Annotated in this window: 18 protein-coding genes and 1 pseudogene; 5 read left to right on the top strand and 14 right to left on the bottom strand. The window is 37.6% G+C overall.

Annotation, left to right across the window (positions count from 1 at the left end; genetic code table 11):
- Positions 1-420 precede the first annotated feature (420 nt).
- From ACPDHL_RS10270 to ACPDHL_RS10260, 3 genes are all read right to left on the bottom strand, one after another.
- Entirely contained in the window at positions 421-1,182 is a 762-nt protein-coding gene (locus ACPDHL_RS10270) for an MBL fold metallo-hydrolase (RefSeq protein WP_430532675.1), read from the bottom strand.
- Positions 1,183-1,254: 72 nt separating this feature from the next.
- Positions 1,255-2,073, bottom strand: a complete 819-nt coding sequence (locus ACPDHL_RS10265) for a helix-turn-helix domain-containing protein (RefSeq protein ID WP_430532674.1) — start codon at positions 2,071-2,073, stop codon at positions 1,255-1,257.
- A gap of 32 nt (positions 2,074-2,105) precedes the next feature.
- Entirely contained in the window at positions 2,106-2,384 is a 279-nt protein-coding gene (locus ACPDHL_RS10260; RefSeq protein WP_430532673.1) for a (2Fe-2S) ferredoxin domain-containing protein, read from the bottom strand.
- 66 nt (positions 2,385-2,450) lie between these two features.
- Here ACPDHL_RS10260 and ACPDHL_RS10255 point away from each other — a divergent pair, with 66 nt between their 5' ends.
- A complete protein-coding gene (locus ACPDHL_RS10255; RefSeq protein WP_430532672.1) occupies positions 2,451-3,545 on the top strand; it encodes a DUF3810 domain-containing protein in 1,095 nt (364 codons plus the stop codon).
- Positions 3,546-3,550: 5 nt separating this feature from the next.
- On the opposite strand, the gene ACPDHL_RS10250 is transcribed toward ACPDHL_RS10255, so the two are convergent.
- From ACPDHL_RS10250 to guaA, 5 genes are all read right to left on the bottom strand, one after another.
- Positions 3,551-4,855: an NAD(P)/FAD-dependent oxidoreductase gene (locus tag ACPDHL_RS10250; RefSeq protein ID WP_430532671.1), complete on the bottom strand. Its 1,305-nt coding sequence runs from the start codon at positions 4,853-4,855 to the stop codon at positions 3,551-3,553.
- Between the two features lie 322 nt (positions 4,856-5,177).
- Positions 5,178-5,399, bottom strand: coding sequence for a DUF3820 family protein (locus ACPDHL_RS10245; RefSeq protein ID WP_430532670.1), 222 nt, complete (start codon positions 5,397-5,399; stop codon positions 5,178-5,180).
- Complete coding sequence (locus tag ACPDHL_RS10240) at positions 5,399-5,806, bottom strand: OsmC family protein (RefSeq protein WP_430532669.1); 408 nt, start codon at positions 5,804-5,806, stop codon at positions 5,399-5,401. Before ACPDHL_RS10240 ends, ACPDHL_RS10245 begins: the two co-directional genes overlap by 1 nt.
- Positions 5,806-7,848 (bottom strand): LysM peptidoglycan-binding domain-containing protein, encoded by a 2,043-nt coding sequence (locus ACPDHL_RS10235; RefSeq protein ID WP_430532668.1) that lies wholly within the window; start codon positions 7,846-7,848, stop codon positions 5,806-5,808. Before ACPDHL_RS10235 ends, ACPDHL_RS10240 begins: the two co-directional genes overlap by 1 nt.
- Positions 7,849-7,917: 69 nt before the next feature.
- Positions 7,918-9,444 carry a glutamine-hydrolyzing GMP synthase gene (gene guaA, locus ACPDHL_RS10230; RefSeq protein ID WP_430532667.1) on the bottom strand — a complete coding sequence of 509 codons (1,527 nt, stop codon included), beginning with the start codon at positions 9,442-9,444 and terminating at the stop codon, positions 7,918-7,920.
- Between the two features lie 251 nt (positions 9,445-9,695).
- Here guaA and gltS point away from each other — a divergent pair, with 251 nt between their 5' ends.
- Together gltS and ACPDHL_RS10220 are read left to right on the top strand one after the other, a co-directional pair.
- On the top strand, positions 9,696-10,901 hold the full coding sequence (gene gltS / locus ACPDHL_RS10225) for a sodium/glutamate symporter (protein ID WP_430532666.1): 1,206 nt from the start codon (positions 9,696-9,698) through the stop codon (positions 10,899-10,901).
- A 196-nt stretch (positions 10,902-11,097) separates the two neighbouring features.
- Complete coding sequence (locus tag ACPDHL_RS10220; protein WP_430532665.1) at positions 11,098-11,241, top strand: hypothetical protein; 144 nt, start codon at positions 11,098-11,100, stop codon at positions 11,239-11,241.
- Between the two features lie 144 nt (positions 11,242-11,385).
- Here the strand turns inward: ACPDHL_RS10220 and fsa are convergent, their stop codons facing one another.
- Positions 11,386-12,042, bottom strand: a complete 657-nt coding sequence (gene fsa, locus ACPDHL_RS10215) for a fructose-6-phosphate aldolase (protein ID WP_430532664.1) — start codon at positions 12,040-12,042, stop codon at positions 11,386-11,388.
- Between the two features lie 86 nt (positions 12,043-12,128).
- Positions 12,129-12,938 (bottom strand): SDR family oxidoreductase, encoded by an 810-nt coding sequence (locus ACPDHL_RS10210; RefSeq protein WP_430532663.1) that lies wholly within the window; start codon positions 12,936-12,938, stop codon positions 12,129-12,131.
- A 160-nt stretch (positions 12,939-13,098) separates the two neighbouring features.
- Here ACPDHL_RS10210 and ACPDHL_RS10205 point away from each other — a divergent pair, with 160 nt between their 5' ends.
- Positions 13,099-14,127 (top strand): M28 family metallopeptidase, encoded by a 1,029-nt coding sequence (locus tag ACPDHL_RS10205; RefSeq protein ID WP_430532662.1) that lies wholly within the window; start codon positions 13,099-13,101, stop codon positions 14,125-14,127.
- Positions 14,093-14,410 (top strand): hypothetical protein, encoded by a 318-nt coding sequence (locus ACPDHL_RS10200; RefSeq protein WP_430532661.1) that lies wholly within the window; start codon positions 14,093-14,095, stop codon positions 14,408-14,410. The genes ACPDHL_RS10205 and ACPDHL_RS10200 overlap by 35 nt, the downstream gene beginning before the upstream one ends.
- A gap of 35 nt (positions 14,411-14,445) precedes the next feature.
- Here ACPDHL_RS10200 and ACPDHL_RS10195 read toward each other — a convergent pair whose 3' ends face one another.
- The 4 genes and pseudogenes from ACPDHL_RS10195 to ACPDHL_RS10180 form a co-directional block, all read right to left on the bottom strand.
- Entirely contained in the window at positions 14,446-14,988 is a 543-nt protein-coding gene (locus ACPDHL_RS10195) for an RNA 2'-phosphotransferase (protein WP_430532660.1), read from the bottom strand.
- A complete protein-coding gene (locus tag ACPDHL_RS10190; RefSeq protein ID WP_430532659.1) occupies positions 14,989-16,353 on the bottom strand; it encodes an SMI1/KNR4 family protein in 1,365 nt (454 codons plus the stop codon). It abuts the gene before it with no gap.
- On the bottom strand, positions 16,353-16,922 hold the full coding sequence (locus ACPDHL_RS10185) for a HutD/Ves family protein (RefSeq protein ID WP_430532658.1): 570 nt from the start codon (positions 16,920-16,922) through the stop codon (positions 16,353-16,355). The genes ACPDHL_RS10190 and ACPDHL_RS10185 overlap by 1 nt, the downstream gene beginning before the upstream one ends.
- An 89-nt stretch (positions 16,923-17,011) precedes the next feature.
- Positions 17,012-17,245 (bottom strand): annotated as a pseudogene (locus ACPDHL_RS10180) (peptidase domain-containing ABC transporter); the annotation flags it as partial.
- Positions 17,246-17,247 lie beyond the last annotated feature (2 nt).

Raw genomic sequence — 17,247 nt, 5'->3', positions numbered from 1 at the left:
GGTTATGAGTTATGGGTTATGAGTTATGGGTTATGAGTTATGGGTTATGAGTTATGGGTTATGAGTTATGGGTTATGGGTTATGAGTTATGGGTGATTTGTTCTTTGTTTCTGTAGTCTATTACAAACCATGAATCGAAAATTAAATAAATTATTTATCTACAATCCAATCCGCATGTCCTTGAGGAACGTAAGGTCGCACCTTTTTGTCCCCCTCCCTATTAGATAAAAATAGTATAGCGTTTATTTTGATTGACTGATGCGATACTTCCTACGTCAGCATGACAAATTCTTAATACGCATTTTTTCTAGGAAACAAAATATCAGAAATTAGAAGGGAGTTAGATAATGAGATGTAACAAAAAAAGGTTATCTCTTCCACAGAAATAACCTTTATAAAACTTGTAATACAGCTCAAACTTTACGTATTCCTACAATTATCCCACTCTTCTGCATCGTGATAACCGAACACACAAATTTCTGGATGATCCACAACAAATACCTTCAATCGTTCCAGATTGAACAGGCGTTGTATATTATCTGCCGCTCTTGCCTTAGTTAACTCATGTACAGGATGTAAGGGATCCGTTAATTCTGCTCGAAGATAGTAAGCATCTCCAACATAAAAATAAGTTTGTTTTTCTATAGTAAAAGCAACACCACAGTGTCCCAATGTATGTCCAAATAAGGGAATCAAGGCAAGAGATAAATCGGGATGCAAGGCTAGATATCTCGCCTCAAAGCCCAACCAAGTATCCGTTGAAGGACCGTACGTTTGTATTAAAGGTCGATGTTGTAAAACAAAGTCGAGATACCTCGCTTCTGGTTTGTAAAAACTAGTTAATTCTTCTTGTGCTACGTGAATTTTAGCTTTAGGAAAATCGAGTAACCCACTGCTGTGATCACAATCCAAATGGGACAATACTATATCCGTTACATCCAAAGGATTTAAGCCCAAATTTAGAATTTGATCTTTTGCTGATTGGATCGCGTTAAAATTGAAACCTACTTGTTGAATCAGCACTTCAGTAAAGTGTAAATTTGGATCGGCTAAATCTTGACTACTAATACCCGCATCAACTAAGATAAGCTGCTTTTTCCTTTGAATCAAGATGCAATGTCCGATAGCTCTATCTCCTGTTGGAGACTGAATTTCAACGCAATTTAAGTGATGTACTTTCATTTGTTCTCTAATTAAATAAACGACAAACTACGTTTATCTTCTGCTTAAAAAATAGAACAAAAACGACAACAATTACTGGGAGAGAATTCGCAAACGACTGTGGTGTATTACTTCACTTTCATTATAGTTCCATTGTTTATCCATAAACTCTTTGGGGGTATAACCAGAGTAAAACTTGAAAATACGCCCAAAATGCGCTTGATCGGCATAATATAATGCATAAGCGATATCGACTATCTTTGTTTCTGGGTGTTTTTTCAAACAATATGCCGCTTTTTGAAACTTGATGAGCTGTCTATAGGCTTCAAAACTTAGCCCTACATAGGATTTGAAATCTCGTTGAAATTTACGAGCAGAAACATGATGCATCTGAGCCACTTGGCTACTAGAGAAAGTGAAATAGGAATCAAAATTAGAAACAATAGGAATGATATAGGGATTTTGTTCAACACGACAATTCAAAGTCCTAAAATAGGCATTAAAATAAGAAACAAATGACATCCAATGTTCAAACTCAACGAGGGGTTCTATAGCTAATCCTCGAAATAGCTCTCGTGCGTCTAAACAACAATCTGTTAACACAGAGGCGTCAATTCCCATAAGTTGTTTAAAGGCATAGGGCTGAAATTGAATACCAAAAAACAAAGTCCCTGCTTCACATTCATTCAAACAGAATCCCTTTGATTTTTGTCCGTAAATAAAACACAGAGGCAAAACGTCGGTTCCCCTAAAAAGGCCTGGATTACCTTGTACATGTTGAAAGATTAACCCTGGATAGCCATCGGAAAAAATGCGATACGTTGGATGCTTAACACTCGCTGCATCCGCATACCAATAGCCTTGAATTAAAAAGCGTAAATCCAACGGGGGGGCAACTAGTTGTATATTCATCACACTAAAAAATGAAGCACTGAATGCTAAATTTAAGAAGTTAATACAGCACTCGTAATGTATTTTTCAAATATTTTTTTCGCCTTTTTCTTTGTGACTTCCTTCTTATAGGTATCGTGTTCAGAAAGGTAAACTACTGGCGCTTTCTTACACATCCCTTGGCATTTCATCTGACAGAGGTTGTAATCAGCACTCATCCCACTTTCTTCCAACAAGTCTTGGAAGCACGCTTTGGCTTCTTCATTGTATCGGCAACATTTTTTTCCATCGCAAACGAAGATTGTTCGCTCACCTTTCTTAACTTTACTCATTTGGATCAAAGTTTGCTACAAATATATAGTTATATTTATCTATTCTAAATAAATCTTTAGTTAAAAATGCGCGCTATAAAATTAAAATACTACCTCTTCGGTTTTGTTCTATTCTTGGTACTCAAAAGTATACTAACGGCTAATCCTCAATGGGTAGAGCAATACTATACACAGGGGTTTTATATCTTTTACTTGCGTCTGATCACTGCTTGCACTAACCTATTTCCCTTTTCTATCGGTGATGTCTTATACTTTGGTGTTGGGCTATTTCTCTTGTGGAAAATACGTCAAATATGGCTACTCAACCGCAAAAGGAAACCGCGTATCTATGCCTACCTGCGTCTAGTTGCTAAAGGTTGCTTGCTTTTTTACGTTGCCTTTACGCTCTTGTGGGGCATGAATAACTATCGCGTGCCGTTAACGGCTCAACTCGATTTACAACAGGGTTATTCCAAAAAAGAGCTCCTAGATTTAACGCAACAAATCATTGAAGAAACCAATGCCTTACAGCGCAACATCACGCGAGATACGCTCCAAGGTGTTGTTATGCCCTTTGATAAAAAACAAATGCTACAGGATGCTGAGTTAGGCATTCAAACCCTCAGCAACTCTACCCGCTGGTTCGAATACTACAACCAAAAAGCAAAAGGGTCGTTGTATAGTTTACCATTAACTTATATGGGATTTTCAGGTTATGTCAATCCTTTTACCTTAGAAGCACAAGTTAATACTAAAATTCCCACGTCCACATTTATCGTCACAGCATCTCATGAAATTGCCCATCAAGTGGGGTACGCCAAGGAAAGTGAGGCTAATTTTATCGGTTTTCTCGCTGCTAAAAGTCAGATCGACCTACACTATCAATATTCGTCCAATATCTTTGCTTTGCGCTATTGCCTCAAAGCCTTAGAAGGGGAGCAAACGCAGGAAGAATTCAGTGCTGTATTGAAGACTATACATCCTGGAGTTCAGGTTAATCTCATGGAAAATACGCTTTTTTGGCAGTCGTATAAAACGGTAACGGATGCTATTTTTAAATTTATTTACAACAACTTTCTCAAGATCAACAATCAAAAAGAAGGAATTAAATCCTACAATAAATTCATCGACCTCTTGATACACTACAATAAAAAAGAGCCCGTATTTACAGGCTCTTTCTAATTTATTTATTCCTCTTTGTTTACAAAGCTTTCTTCATTTCTTCTTTTATAGGGTCGGACGATTAAACGCGCTTGACGATCAAACATCAAGTAGTTGTACATCCAGTTCCAGAAAACCAAGAATTTATTTCTAAATCCAATTAAGGACATCAAGTGCACAAACATCCAAACAAACCAGGCAAAGAAACCACTGAAGTGGAATTTAGGTAAATCAACCACGGCTTTGTTTCTACCAATCGTCGCCATGGATCCTTTGTCATTGTAAGTAAACTTCTTTAATGGTTTTCCATCGCGTAATTGAATTAAATTCGTTGCGAGTAGTTGTCCTTGTTGAATAGCAGGCTGTGCCATCATCGGATGTCCCATTGGTGATTTTTCAGTAATCATCGCCGCTACGTCCCCAATGGCAAAAATATCGGTAAACCCTTCCACTTGGTTGTATTCATTGACTTTCAAACGGTTTCCCCTTTGAATCACAGCAGTATCAAATCCATCAATTACTGCTCCCATAACTCCTGCTGTCCAAATCACCGTTTCTGCATTGAATTCTCTTCCTGACTTGGTTGTCACTGTTTTTCCATTGAAATCGGTTACAATTTCATTGACCCAAACATTTACTCCTAGTTTTTCCAAAAATTCTTGTGCTCTACTAGACGATTTGTCCGACATAGCGTCCAGTACTTTTGCTCCTCCCTGAATCACATTAATCTCCATCTGACGGATATCTAAATCAGGATAATCTTTGGGTAACACGTGTTTTTTCATCTCAGCCAATGCACCTGCAAGCTCCACTCCTGTTGGTCCCGCACCTACAATAACGAAATTCATCAACGCGCGTTTTTCCTTCTCATCATTGGTCAATAGCGCTTCTTCGAAATTTTCCAACACCAAACTCCTGATATTCAAGGATTGTGGAATCGTTTTCATCGCCATACTGTGCTGCTGTATAGCTGTATTACCAAAGAAATTGGTTTTAGATCCAGTAGCAATAACCAAATAATCGAAAAATATAGTTCCGATATCGGCAACAACTTTTTTATTTTCCGTATCAATACGCTGTACTTGTGCAACGCGAAAGAAAATACCTTCGTAATTTTGAACCACTTTTCGGATCGGAAACGCAATAGATCCTGACTCCAATCCTCCTGTAGCAACTTGATACAGCAATGGTTGAAACGTGTGATAATTGTGTTTATCTAATAGTACGACCTGAAAATTTTTGTTCTTCAATTTTTTAGCTAAGGCTAATCCACCAAATCCTCCTCCAATAATTACTACTCTCGGACGATTCGATGTAGGAATATTCATCATAACTACGCTATTTTATCTTACAAATTTACGACTATTTATCAAGTTTTGCGTTTCCTATTGCGGCTTGTTCAACAATCCACTTCTTTTGGTTTATTAGCTACACAAAAAATAAAGCTTTTTACTGTTTAATTGATAAAAAAAGAGTTTCAAATTAGCAATTCGAAAATTTTAAACCACATACTCGCTGTTTTTTACATTTCAATAAAAAGTTGGTTTAAAGAAAAAATTAACAGTCCTACTTCCCTATTTACTGGCTTTTCAAGTTAATCATCCCTAAAATAAGGCACAAAAAAAACTGACCACAAGGTCAGTTTTTAAATCTTTAAAAATTGTTTCGAATATTGCGAATCAACGGTTCCAATCCATTTAATTTTAATTCGTACACCAAGGCCAATTGCTGCCCTAATTTCCCTTTGGGAAAGCCTTTATTGTGATACCAAACGACGTAATACTCTGGCAAATCAATTAAATATTTCCCTTCGTATTTTCCATAAGGCATTTTGGCTTTTGCCAATTCAATCAGTTCTTTTTGATTGTCCAGCATTATTTTTGCGTCCAATTAAAGGTTACTTCTTTTTCAATTTCGGGATGTAAACTCAGCAATACAGGACAGTGCATAGCCACGCGTTCTAAAATGATACGTTGCTTTTCATCTGCTGTACTCAACATAGCCATATTCAATGTAATTTTCTTAATCCTCCTTGGATCTGCCTGCATTTCTTTATATACCTCAATCGTTGATCCCACGATATCTACTTCCATTTCATTGGCTTTAATCCCCATAATAGTCATGGCACAAGATCCTGCCGCATTGGTTACCATATCGGTTGGAGAAAAAGCCTGTCCTTTTCCGTGGTTGTCAACTGGTGCATCTGTAATGATTTGCTCACCTGATTGCAGATGGGTAGATACGGTTCTTAAATCGCCTAAATACTCTATTTTTGATAACATTATTCTACTACTTTTACGGTTAAATCATCATTGTATTGCAAGATATACACGCCTTTATTGCGCACAGTACCCTCTGGGTTTTTGCTGTAAACAAATTTATTTTCTATTTCCGCTGACTTCGTGCCTATAGAACTCGCAAATCCATCGCGTTGGAACATGCGTAAAATAACGTCTAAGGTAACGTCATATCCGCGAATAGCAAAACGATTAGGCAACGTATTATTCTGTGCTTTAAACTCACGGGCAAAGGTGGTATCCAAACTGGTTTCACTATCCCTCGTTACCGACGGAAACGTATAGTGTAAAGCTACTAAGGTTTCTATTTTTATTTCACTGTAATCGAAGACCTCACTCTTGTCAAAAGAGGCCACTTGGATATCGAACGTATCTGTTCTATTTTTTAGCTTATCCGTTAGCAATAAGGCCGATTCAATACTGTTAGAATCTAAAATAAACGCATTGTTCTTCCCTGCTACAAGTGTTTTGTCAATATCTTTTAATTCTTTGGTGTCAATCACCTTAATATTGGGATAGAAACGCTGCATGAAGCGTTTTGTCGAGGTTTTCTTCTCATCGACAATCACCGTTACTTTACTGTCATTTTTAATTAAGTACTCCAACAAGGCTTGTTTGAGTACATCGCCATAAGGCATCGTTTGCACCAATTGAGACGAGGGGTTTGCTTTTTCATTTGACAAAGGCGAAACCAATACAATATTGCTATTAGGCAAGGCTTTTACGGCATCATCTACATTGCTTTGAAAGAAAGGACCAATTACAACTTCTGTTTGGCTTAAATCCTCTCCTTGTAAAATTTTCTTCACATCGGAGCTATTCTTTGTTTCATTAGAATCGTATACTTTGACTGTTAATGGCAAGCCCATACGCGTCGCTTTATCGATTGCCAATTTCGCACCTAAATAGAAATCCATCGTCATATTCAGGAATCCATCTGTCTTCATGCGCTCATTGAGGTTATCTCCCGTACGAGAAGTGTTAAAAGGCAACAAAAGCACCAGTTCTTTTGCCGTATAACGATCAACAGACGCACTTAAATCCACGAAAGATCCAGCAGATTCTACAGCCCATTTTGGTGTTGTTGTTTCGGCTGTATTAGAAGTTGAAGATGAACCTGTTTCTTTACCTATTTTTAATTCCATACCAATTTGCAATCCTCCCTTTCTCAATTCTGGATTCATCTCAACTAGATCCTCAACTGTCAAATTGTATTCTTTAGCGATACTAAACAAAGTCTGTTTTGGTTCAATAGTAATGGTTTTATCCCTTACATTGGATGATGTTGGTGTTGTTGGTTTTACTTCTTGAGAAACAGTTGTTGTTGCTGGAATGGACGAAGTGCTTTTACCTGTTGTTGGCACTTTGATGCGTTGACCGCTTTTTAAGCCTTCGTTCAATTCGGGATTTAACTCCATAATCTTTTGAACGCTGGTTTGATATTCTACTGCCAGACTATACAAGGTTTGTCTTGGTTCAATTTCGATCTCCTTATAGCCTACTTTCGCCTTATCTAAAGGCGTATCTGCTTTTGTAGCAGGCAACATTACTGTAACATTAGCCGTTTGATCTGTGGCTGTTGTCGTAGTAGAAGGCGAAACGAAAAGTTGACTTTCTGCTTTTAATCCATGTCGCTCCAACTCGGGATTCCATTGATATAAATCTTGCACACTGACATTGTACAGACGACTTATACCAAATACCGTTTCTTTGGGTTGAACGCGATGTGTTTTTCTTTTTGAATCGACAACTTGTTGTGCTTTATTTACCGCTGTACTCTCCGTGGTGGTGGATTTTCCTGAGGGACTACTCACTGGTACACGAATAAGATCACCTTCTTTAATTCCCGTTTTTGCATCGGGATTCAACCGCAAGATCTCACTAACCGAAATTTTGTTTTCACGGGCAATTTTGCTAATTGTCTCCCCTTTACTCACGCGATAGTTGGTATAATTTTGCTCTTGAGCGAAAGCTAATCCACTGGTAAAAATAAATGCTGTTGCAGCTATAACAAGTTTCTTTCTCATCTTAGTAATTTTATAAAAGCGAATAAGTCGCTATACAAATATACAGCGACTTATTTATTTTTCTATTTTTTATTCCCACTCAATCGTTGCAGGTGGTTTAGAACTGATATCGTATACCACTCTATTTACCCCTTTTACTTTATTGATGATTTTATTTGAAATCTCCATTAAGAACTCATACGGTAAGTGTACCCAATCTGCAGTCATACCATCTGTTGAAGCAACTGCACGTAAAGCTACTACTTTTTCATAGGTTCTCTCATCTCCCATTACACCTACTGAATTCACAGGTAATAAAATGGCTCCAGCTTGCCAAACCGAATTGTACAATCCATGCTCTTTTAATCCATTGATAAAGATAGCATCTACTTCTTGAAGCAAGCTCACTTTTTCTGGGGTAATATCCCCTAAAATACGGATTGCTAAACCAGGTCCAGGGAAAGGGTGACGTCCTAATAATTCAGGATCAATACCCAAAGATGCACCAACACGACGTACTTCATCTTTAAATAACATGCGCAAAGGCTCTACTATTTTCAGCTTCATAAAATCAGGTAATCCCCCTACATTGTGGTGTGATTTAATAGTTGCTGAAGGTCCTTTTACAGAAATTGATTCAATTACATCGGGATAGATTGTTCCTTGACCTAAGAATGTAGCATCTTTAATCAATTTCGATTCATCGTCAAATACTTCAATGAATACACGACCAATGGTTTTGCGTTTTGTTTCTGGGTCTTCTTGACCAGCCAAAGCATCCATAAAACGCTGAGAAGCATCTACTCCTTTTACGTTTAATCCCATTCCTTCGTATTGTTTCAATACGTTTGCATATTCGTTTTTACGCAACAATCCGTTGTTTACGAAAATACAGTGTAAGTTATCTCCAATAGCTTTACTCAATAGAACAGCCGCTACAGTAGAGTCAACACCTCCTGAAAGAGCTAAAACAACTTTTTCACTGCCTACTTTTGCACGTAAATCAGCAATAGTTTCATCTACAAAAGAAGCAGGGGTAAAATCTTGTTTTACTCCAGCGATGTCTACTAAAAAGTTCTTTAATAATTGTGCTCCATCTGTTGAGTGGTACACTTCTGGGTGAAATTGAATCGCATAAGTTTGCTCTCCTTCAATTTTATAAGCTGCATTGGTTACATCTGCCGTGCTCGCTAATAAAACAGCATTCGTAGGTAAAGCCTTGATGGTATCACTGTGGCTCATCCATACTTGACTGTTTTGTGGAATATCTTTTAAGAAAGGATCCTCTGCAATAAAAGCAAGATTTGCTCTTCCATATTCACGGGTATCCGATGGAGCTACCTCTCCACCAAAGAAATGAGCTAAATACTGCGCACCATAACACACGGCTAATAAAGGCATCTTGCCTTTAATCTGAGCTAGGTCTGGATGTAAAGCTTCCTGTGAACGAACAGAATAAGGACTTCCTGATAAGATTACCGCGTTATACGCTGATAAATCCTCGGGTAAACCGTTATAAGGCAGGATCTCGCAGAATATATTTAATTCTCGAACCCTTCTCGCAATTAACTGTGTGTATTGCGAACCAAAATCTAAAATAAGTACATTGTGTTGCATATGCAAAAATAGATATTTCACACAGACTACAAAAAAGTTTTACCTCATTTTTTTTATTACAATAAAACCAATACAATTCGCGAATAAAATAAAATAATCCAATATTTTCACAGTTTAACTTTCATAATACTCAAAAAACAATAAAAAAGCTTTTTTGACAGTACCAAATCACTTGATCTTTACTTATATTTGTGCTTCAAGTCACCCTGTTTCCCTTGTAAACAGGAGGAAAAAACTTAAATATACTCAATATGGATTTTGGAATCTACGAAACCTTAATGTTAGCGTGTTTGGTCCTTTTACTGGGCCATTTTATTGTATCAAAAGTCAACTGGCTACAGAAATACAACATCCCTGAACCCGTAGTAGGCGGTTTCTTAATTGCCTTATTTACTTGGGGTGCGCATTCTTTTTTAGGTACGGATTTCACCTTCAATGAAGCTATTCAGCAGAGTATGATGCTGGTTTTCTTCTCCTCTATTGGATTGAATGCAGATTTCTCTAAACTCCTTCAAGGGGGTAAATCCCTGATTATTTTTCTTCTTATTGCAGCCTTATTCATTATTTGTCAAAACAGTTTAGGGGTGCTTTTAGCCAAAATACTCAGTCTTGATTTGCGCTTTGGTTTGATTGCAGGATCCATCACTTTAACAGGTGGACATGGAACAGCAGGTGCTTGGGCTGATGATTTTGCCGTCAGCGGCAATCCACTACTAGGTGCAAAAGAAATTGGCATGGCTTGTGCTACCTTCGGGTTGATTTTTGGAGGATCAATCGGAGGTCCTTTAGCCTATCGCCTACTGAAAAAAAATAAGTACAAAGAGGTTGATCCTGATACCGTCGAAAAACAAGAAGAGGAACAAGATATTACAAAGTCTAAAAACTTCTCTCCTATTAGCTATACCTCTATGATGCACACCATCACCATGTTGGCTATTTGTTTGGTAATCGGTCAATGGTTGGCTGATTGGAATGCACAGTATTCATTCAAACTACCCACATTTGTTTGGTGCTTATTTGTCGGACTCATTATTCGAAATAGTTTGACGCATCTTTTCAAATACAAGGTTCACAGCAGAAACATTGATGTCGTTGGCAATACAGGTTTATCGATCTTCTTAGCTTGTGCTTTGATGTCGCTAAAACTATGGCTTATCGTCGATCTTGCTTTGCCTATTTTATTGATTTTAATAATTCAAGTTGCCTTAATGCTCTTCTTTGCTGCTTATATTACCTATCGTTGGATGGGCAAAGATTACGATGCAATTGTATTAAGTGCAGGACATTGTGGCTTCGGATTAGGTGCTACAGCAACTGCTGTGGCAAATATTCAAGCCGTTACAAATCGATTTGGTCCCTCTTACAAGGCCTTCTTAATTATTCCTTTAGTGGGCGCTTTCTTTATTGATATCATCAATGCACTGATTTTGAATGTATTCTTAACTTTTATATCTTAACGGTTTACAGTAATCGGTTAACGGTTTAGTTGATGTGATGATGAGTATGCATCTTCTAAATAAGAAAAATAGCATGAGTAACTAACAAAAAACTGTTTTTCGGCTTTTGGCTTTTGGTTCATTACCTCTAGTTGATAGTAACATACACTTGTAAAGAGCAAAGAGCGAAGAACAACCAACAAAAAAACAAAAAACTATGATACAACGAATTATAGCTATTATCGTCATTTTATTGGGAATATACATGATTTTCCTGGGAATGAAAGCGAGTATGCAGCCTCCTCTTATTACAGGGATTGGCTTTATTCTTATTGGATTTTTATTCTTAACTAAAAAGTAAGCATTGGGTTATGCGTGATGATGAACGATTACCCCACTCATCTTCCATCTCCCATTTCTCTTCACCAATAAAAAAAAAACCAACCTTAAAAAGGTTGGTTTTTTTTAGTTTGTATGTTTGTAAATAAGTTTTGTATTGGAAAGGTTATTGATTACCTTTTGCGTAATCCGCTAAGAATTGAGCTAATCCATTATCTGTTAAAGGATGTTTCAACAATCCTAAAATAGCAGATAAAGGTCCAGTCATTACATCAGCACCGATTTTTGCGCAATTAACGATATGCATCGTATGGCGAACAGAAGCCGCTAAAATTTGTGTTTCATATCCGTAGTTGTCATAGATCTGGCGAATTTCTTCAATCAGTACTAATCCATCTGTTGAAATATCATCCAAACGACCAATAAAAGGAGAAACATAGGTAGCTCCTGCTTTTGCTGCTAACAAAGCTTGTCCTGCAGAAAACACCAAAGTTACGTTTGTTCTAATACCTTTTGATGAAAAGTATTTACACGCTTTTACGCCTTCTTTCGTCATTGGTAATTTTACAACGATTTGCGGATGTAAAGCAGCAAGTTCTTCTCCTTCTTTAATCATTCCGTCGTAATCAATAGCAATTACTTCAGCACTCACATCTCCTTCTACGATATCGCAAATAGCTTTGTAGTGGTTTAAGATGTTTGCTGCACCTGTAATGCCTTCTTTAGCCATTAGCGAAGGATTCGTAGTCACTCCGTCTAATACTCCTAGTGCTTCAGCTTCCTTAATTTGATCTAAGTTAGCCGTGTCAATAAAAAACTTCATAAATTTAAAACTTAAAAATTCCTGTTATGTTGTGTGTCAAAAATACAATATTAATTCCCTTTTATTGCATTCCTATCCTTTCTTTTTTAACCTTTAATTTTATAGTGATTCATCAGGAGTTTTTCATACATCTTTCCTGGTAGAATCTTTTTGAGAAATAGTGAAAATTTCTGCATGGGTGCTCCAACGACATAGCGCACTTTGGGTTTTGGGGTTTGAATAATCTTATAGATTGCCTCTGCCATTTCGATAGGGTCTCCTCCACTATCTACATGTTCATTCATCATATCCAACGACATTTTGTAAATTTCTTCATAGGGTGATGCTTCAATAACAGGTGCGTGATAGCGGCCAGCAGCAATATTAGTCGCAAAATCACCAGGCGCCACATTGGTCACCTCAACACCAAAGGGTTTTACTTCCATACGCAAGGATTCTGTGATCAACTCCAAGGCTCCTTTAGACGATGAATAGTAGCCACGAAAGGGCAATCCCATATAGCCCGCAATAGAGGTAACATTGATAATCAATCCTTTCTTTTGCTTGCGCATAATAGGCAAAGCAGCTTTTATCACAGCAATGGGTCCAAATACATTGGTTTGAAAATTATTGACAATTTCAGAAGTAGGTACTTCCTCAATTGCTCCCGTAATCCCTACTCCGGCATTGTTGATCAGAATATCCAAACGCCCTTCTTGAGCAACGACGGTTTGAATAGCTTGTGCAATACTCGCTTCATCGCGTACATCTAGTTGTACCAAGGGAAATACAGAAGCAGTCACGCGTTCTGGGTTTCTACTCGTTCCATATACTTTAAAGCCTTTTTCGTGTAAAAAAGTACCAATTGATTTTCCTATTCCCGATGATCCGCCTGTAATAAAAACTACTTTAGTCATGTTTTCGCTTTGTTTTCAACAAATATAACACAACTAACAAAAAAGACAACCGCAAGAGGTCTTTTAAACCTTAACAGTAAAAAAATACGCATGTACAACGGAAAATTATTAGTATTTTTGGCTCATTCGTATCATTTGTTGTACGCTTAATGCACATCTCATGAAAAAGTATATACTACTATCATCCATCAGCGTATTCGCTTTGAGTTTATTTCAATGTCAATCACCACAAACAGTGGTCAATCAAGGGCCATCACCTGAAAAAGCACTCTACTACGACCGCATTTCATCTGATTCTATTCAGAAGAGCTTACTGGTTTTGACTGCGGATAGTTTAGAAGGACGTCGCACAGGAGAACCAGGACAGCGAAAAGCCGCACAATACCTTGCTAATTATTATAAGCGACTGGGAATTGCCATGCCTCCTCAAGCAACGAGTTACTTTCAACCTATTCCCGCTTCTTTTATGACCAATTGGCAAATGAAATTAAAAGATAGCGAAAATGTATGGGCGTATATTGAGGGCAGTGAAAAACCAGAAGAAGTATTGGTTATTTCTGCTCACTTTGATCACATGGGAATTTTACTCAAAAAAATATACTACGGTGCAGATGATAATGGCTCAGGTACTTCTGCAGTTATGGAAATTGCACGTGTCTTTCAATCTTTGGTACAAGAGGGAATCAGATCCAAACGCTCCATCCTTTTTCTCCATTTAACAGGAGAGGAATTTGGCTTATTTGGTTCTAAATTCTACACAGAAAATCCCATACTTCCCCTAAAACAAACTATTGCCAATTTAAATATTGACATGATTGGAAGAAGAAGTGAAGAACACCCTTCTACAGCAGACTATATTTTTTTAGTGGGATCGGATAAGTTGAGTCAGGAGCTACACAATCTAACAGAAGAAGCGAATCGAGAATCAGTAAATCTCGTGCTAGATTATACGTTTAACGACGACAACGATCCTCAACGCATTTACTATCGCTCGGATCACTACAATTTTGCTCGACATGATATTCCAGCTATCTTTTTTTATAACGGAACACATGACGACTACCATTTACCCTCAGATACCTATGACAAAATAGACTTTCCTATTTTGACAAAGAGAACACAATTAATATTTGAAACCGCTTGGAAATTAGTCAATGCAGAACACCGACCACAACTCAACCAAAACTAGAATACTATGGGCAAAAGCAGTGGATATTACGCTATTTGCCCTGTGTTTTATTCATTTGATCTTGTGGATTATGCGAGCATCCTATATTACAGGTTCGTACACGGGAGATTGGACCACTTGGGTCTACCATCACTTGTATACACCTATGTATTATGCTTTGTATGGACTACCTATTGCTTTGGGGGTTAGCGTCATCAACCGTAAATTATCTGTTGATTCATTTCCCTTTCTATCTCTTAAATCACTAGTTATTACCTATATATTGATATTTATTTTACGATAAAATTGTAAGTTGTAAACCGTCAACTGTAAACTAAATTACTTCGAGATATATTGAGGGTCAATATAGTCTGTCAGCCATACACCATTTGCTGAACAGTAGAAAAGTAAGCCATCCTCCTGCATTTTTCCTGCCAGAATAGTTAACACGACTACTTTTCCATGACGAGAGCCAACGGCAATAGCCGTTTCTTTATCTAAACTAAGGTGTACGTGTTGTCGATTCATTTTCTTTATTCCTTCTCCTTTGATGGCAGGTAAAAAGCGATCTGCTGTTCCATGATATAAATACACTGGAGGAACCTCGGGTGTAAATTCAAGATCTACTGCAATCGAATGCCCTTGATTGGCGCGTATTTTGCTACCATCGTCACTTAGTGTATATCTTTTTTTGTTATTTGTTGCCACAATTTCATCCAATTCATCCCGCGTAAAAACGATGCGATGCTTGGCGCATTTTTGTATCAATTCTTCAACATCCGCCCATCCATTTACATCCAGTTGAATGCCAATTTTACTGGGTTCATGTCTCAAAATAAGAGATAAAAACTTTCCTATACTTTTTTTTCTTTCTTCTTTCATTTAATTTTTTAAATCTTCAACTGTTAGATTTTTTTCTTTTAACTGGTGATTGAGATTAATCATAATATAATTGTCCTCATCACTGTCCTTATATTTATGATATACGACTTGATAAGCTTGTCTTAATCGGTCATCTTCTACCCCACCTAACGCTTGCAAGGCATACAGCACAACCTGATCTTCTTCATCTTGAAGGGCCGTCATAAAAGCAGTTGCATATTGTTGTTTATCTGTTGCTTTACCCAAGGAATAAACCGCCTGACTACGAATAGCACTCAATGGTGACTGGAGTCCAGGTAAAAGTAAATAAGCAAAATCTGTTGTTGCTTTTAGGGCAATATAGGTAAAGAAACGATAGGTTTCTTCTTCGGCTATCTTGTCTTTATACGCATCTAAAACGGGCAACCAAGCTGCTTCATTCGCTCCATACCAGTGAATTTGTTGCAAAACAAACAATAGACTCTCCTTTACTTCTTCTTCTAAAAAAGGTAGTGATTTATTGTAATCCACTTTCGCCAAAATGGAAATTAGCTGTTGACGGATAGGCGTTGTTGCTTCGGGTATTTTTTCAATAAGCGCTTGGATAATTTCTTCCTCGATATCTTTTTTACTAATTAATCCCTCCAAATACTCTAGTTGTTCTTTTTCGTTGGTAGTTGTTTGGAAAGCATTCCAGAGATACACAGCGGTTCCTCCTCTTTTATAGCCAAACCATCCTGCATGTTGTGCCAATAATTCTCCAGAAATAATTTCATCCAGCCAACGTTCATACCAGTCTAAAAAATGGGTTTCAAAAGCGAATTGAGGTTTATAATCGTCATTGAGGTAAACAATTCTCCCCAAATAGGGACCATTGAGTATCAAACATGTGGTAATGGCACAACCTTGCGTACCTAGTGGTAATAATCCTCCATACAAAGGTCCTACAATCGCATCATAGGCTTGGTCTGATAAGCTATCATCATACAGTTCACTGGTCAGAGCTTTCCATTCCTCCTCCGTCATTGTAGGATGTAACAAACAAGGATAAGAGAGATAACGCTGCCCATCACCTACAGGCAAATCCTCTATCCCTTCTCCAAAAGGATAGATTCCATAGTAAGGGCCTGCACCACTCCCCATATAAGCTTCTTCTTGAGGATTACCATTGCCGATTTGGGTAACGAAAGCAACATAAGCTTCTGGCAATTCAATGCCATACTTCTTTTCAAAAACTGTTATCTCTTGATGGTTGATACCTGGTCCTATTTGATATTCATGTGAATTCGAACCAAAGACCTTCCATTCCTTGTCATAGGATTCAATATGTGCTAATTTTTCTTTAATTCTTTGTATTTGTATATCTAGCAGTGTGTTTTGTTTCATTATTTGTCTTTTTTTCTTTCCTCCATAGACCAATATCCTACAATCAATTGTTGATAGCATTCAAGAGCTACAGTCATTTTGTTTTCGTTATTCAACAGTAAACAATCCCAAGGTTGTAACTGAAAGGATTGGGTATTAACCATAACTTCAGCTTCTTCAAGTGCAAATAGCAAAACAAAGGGTTGTTCTGTTTGAAAAGGTTGGTGTCGAACTTCCACAACCTCATCGACAAGCTGTTCATGCAACATGAGATTAAAATCTGTTCCTTGCGTAAAGGACGTTATACTTGCTGTGGATGGAAAAGTAAATAGTTCATGTTGTTTATAGTGTTGATTTTCTCCATTATAGATGATCTCAAGATTGCCATCTAACATCGCTAAGTAGCGACGATAGCCTTTAAATTGGGTAAATACGGAGGGAATAGCTTCAATGGTTGCGCTGCTAATGCGAAAACCGAAATCTCGATCGGCATATTGTGCGTCTTGGGGATAAATAGCGTATTCGCGCGTTTCCCCACCAGACCAGCGACTGCTGACTACCTCCTCTTTTTTTATTAATCGAATGTGCATAGTATGAATTGCATAAACGCAGTCTACAACAGACGTTGCTTATTGACAGCGCGGTTTTTCAAAAGATAAAGCTACGCTGTTTTTTTGGTTTATGTACTCCCTAATTCTAGTTGATTTTTGATTAAGTTGTAGTAGATCCCCTTCTTATGGACTAAGGTTTGATGATTTCCTACTTCGATACATTGTCCTTCCTTCAGTACCATAATATGATCCGCTTGTTTTACGGTAGACAGACGATGGGCGATAATCAATACGGTCTTTCCTTTAAAAAAAGCCTGTAAATTATCGTGAATCACTTTTTCATTTTCAGCATCTAAAGCGGACT

Origin of the sequence: Myroides sp. C15-4 (genome assembly GCF_050522745.1) — a bacterium.
GTDB lineage: Bacteria > Bacteroidota > Bacteroidia > Flavobacteriales > Flavobacteriaceae > Flavobacterium.
This window is presented reverse-complemented; position numbering and strand designations above follow the sequence as displayed.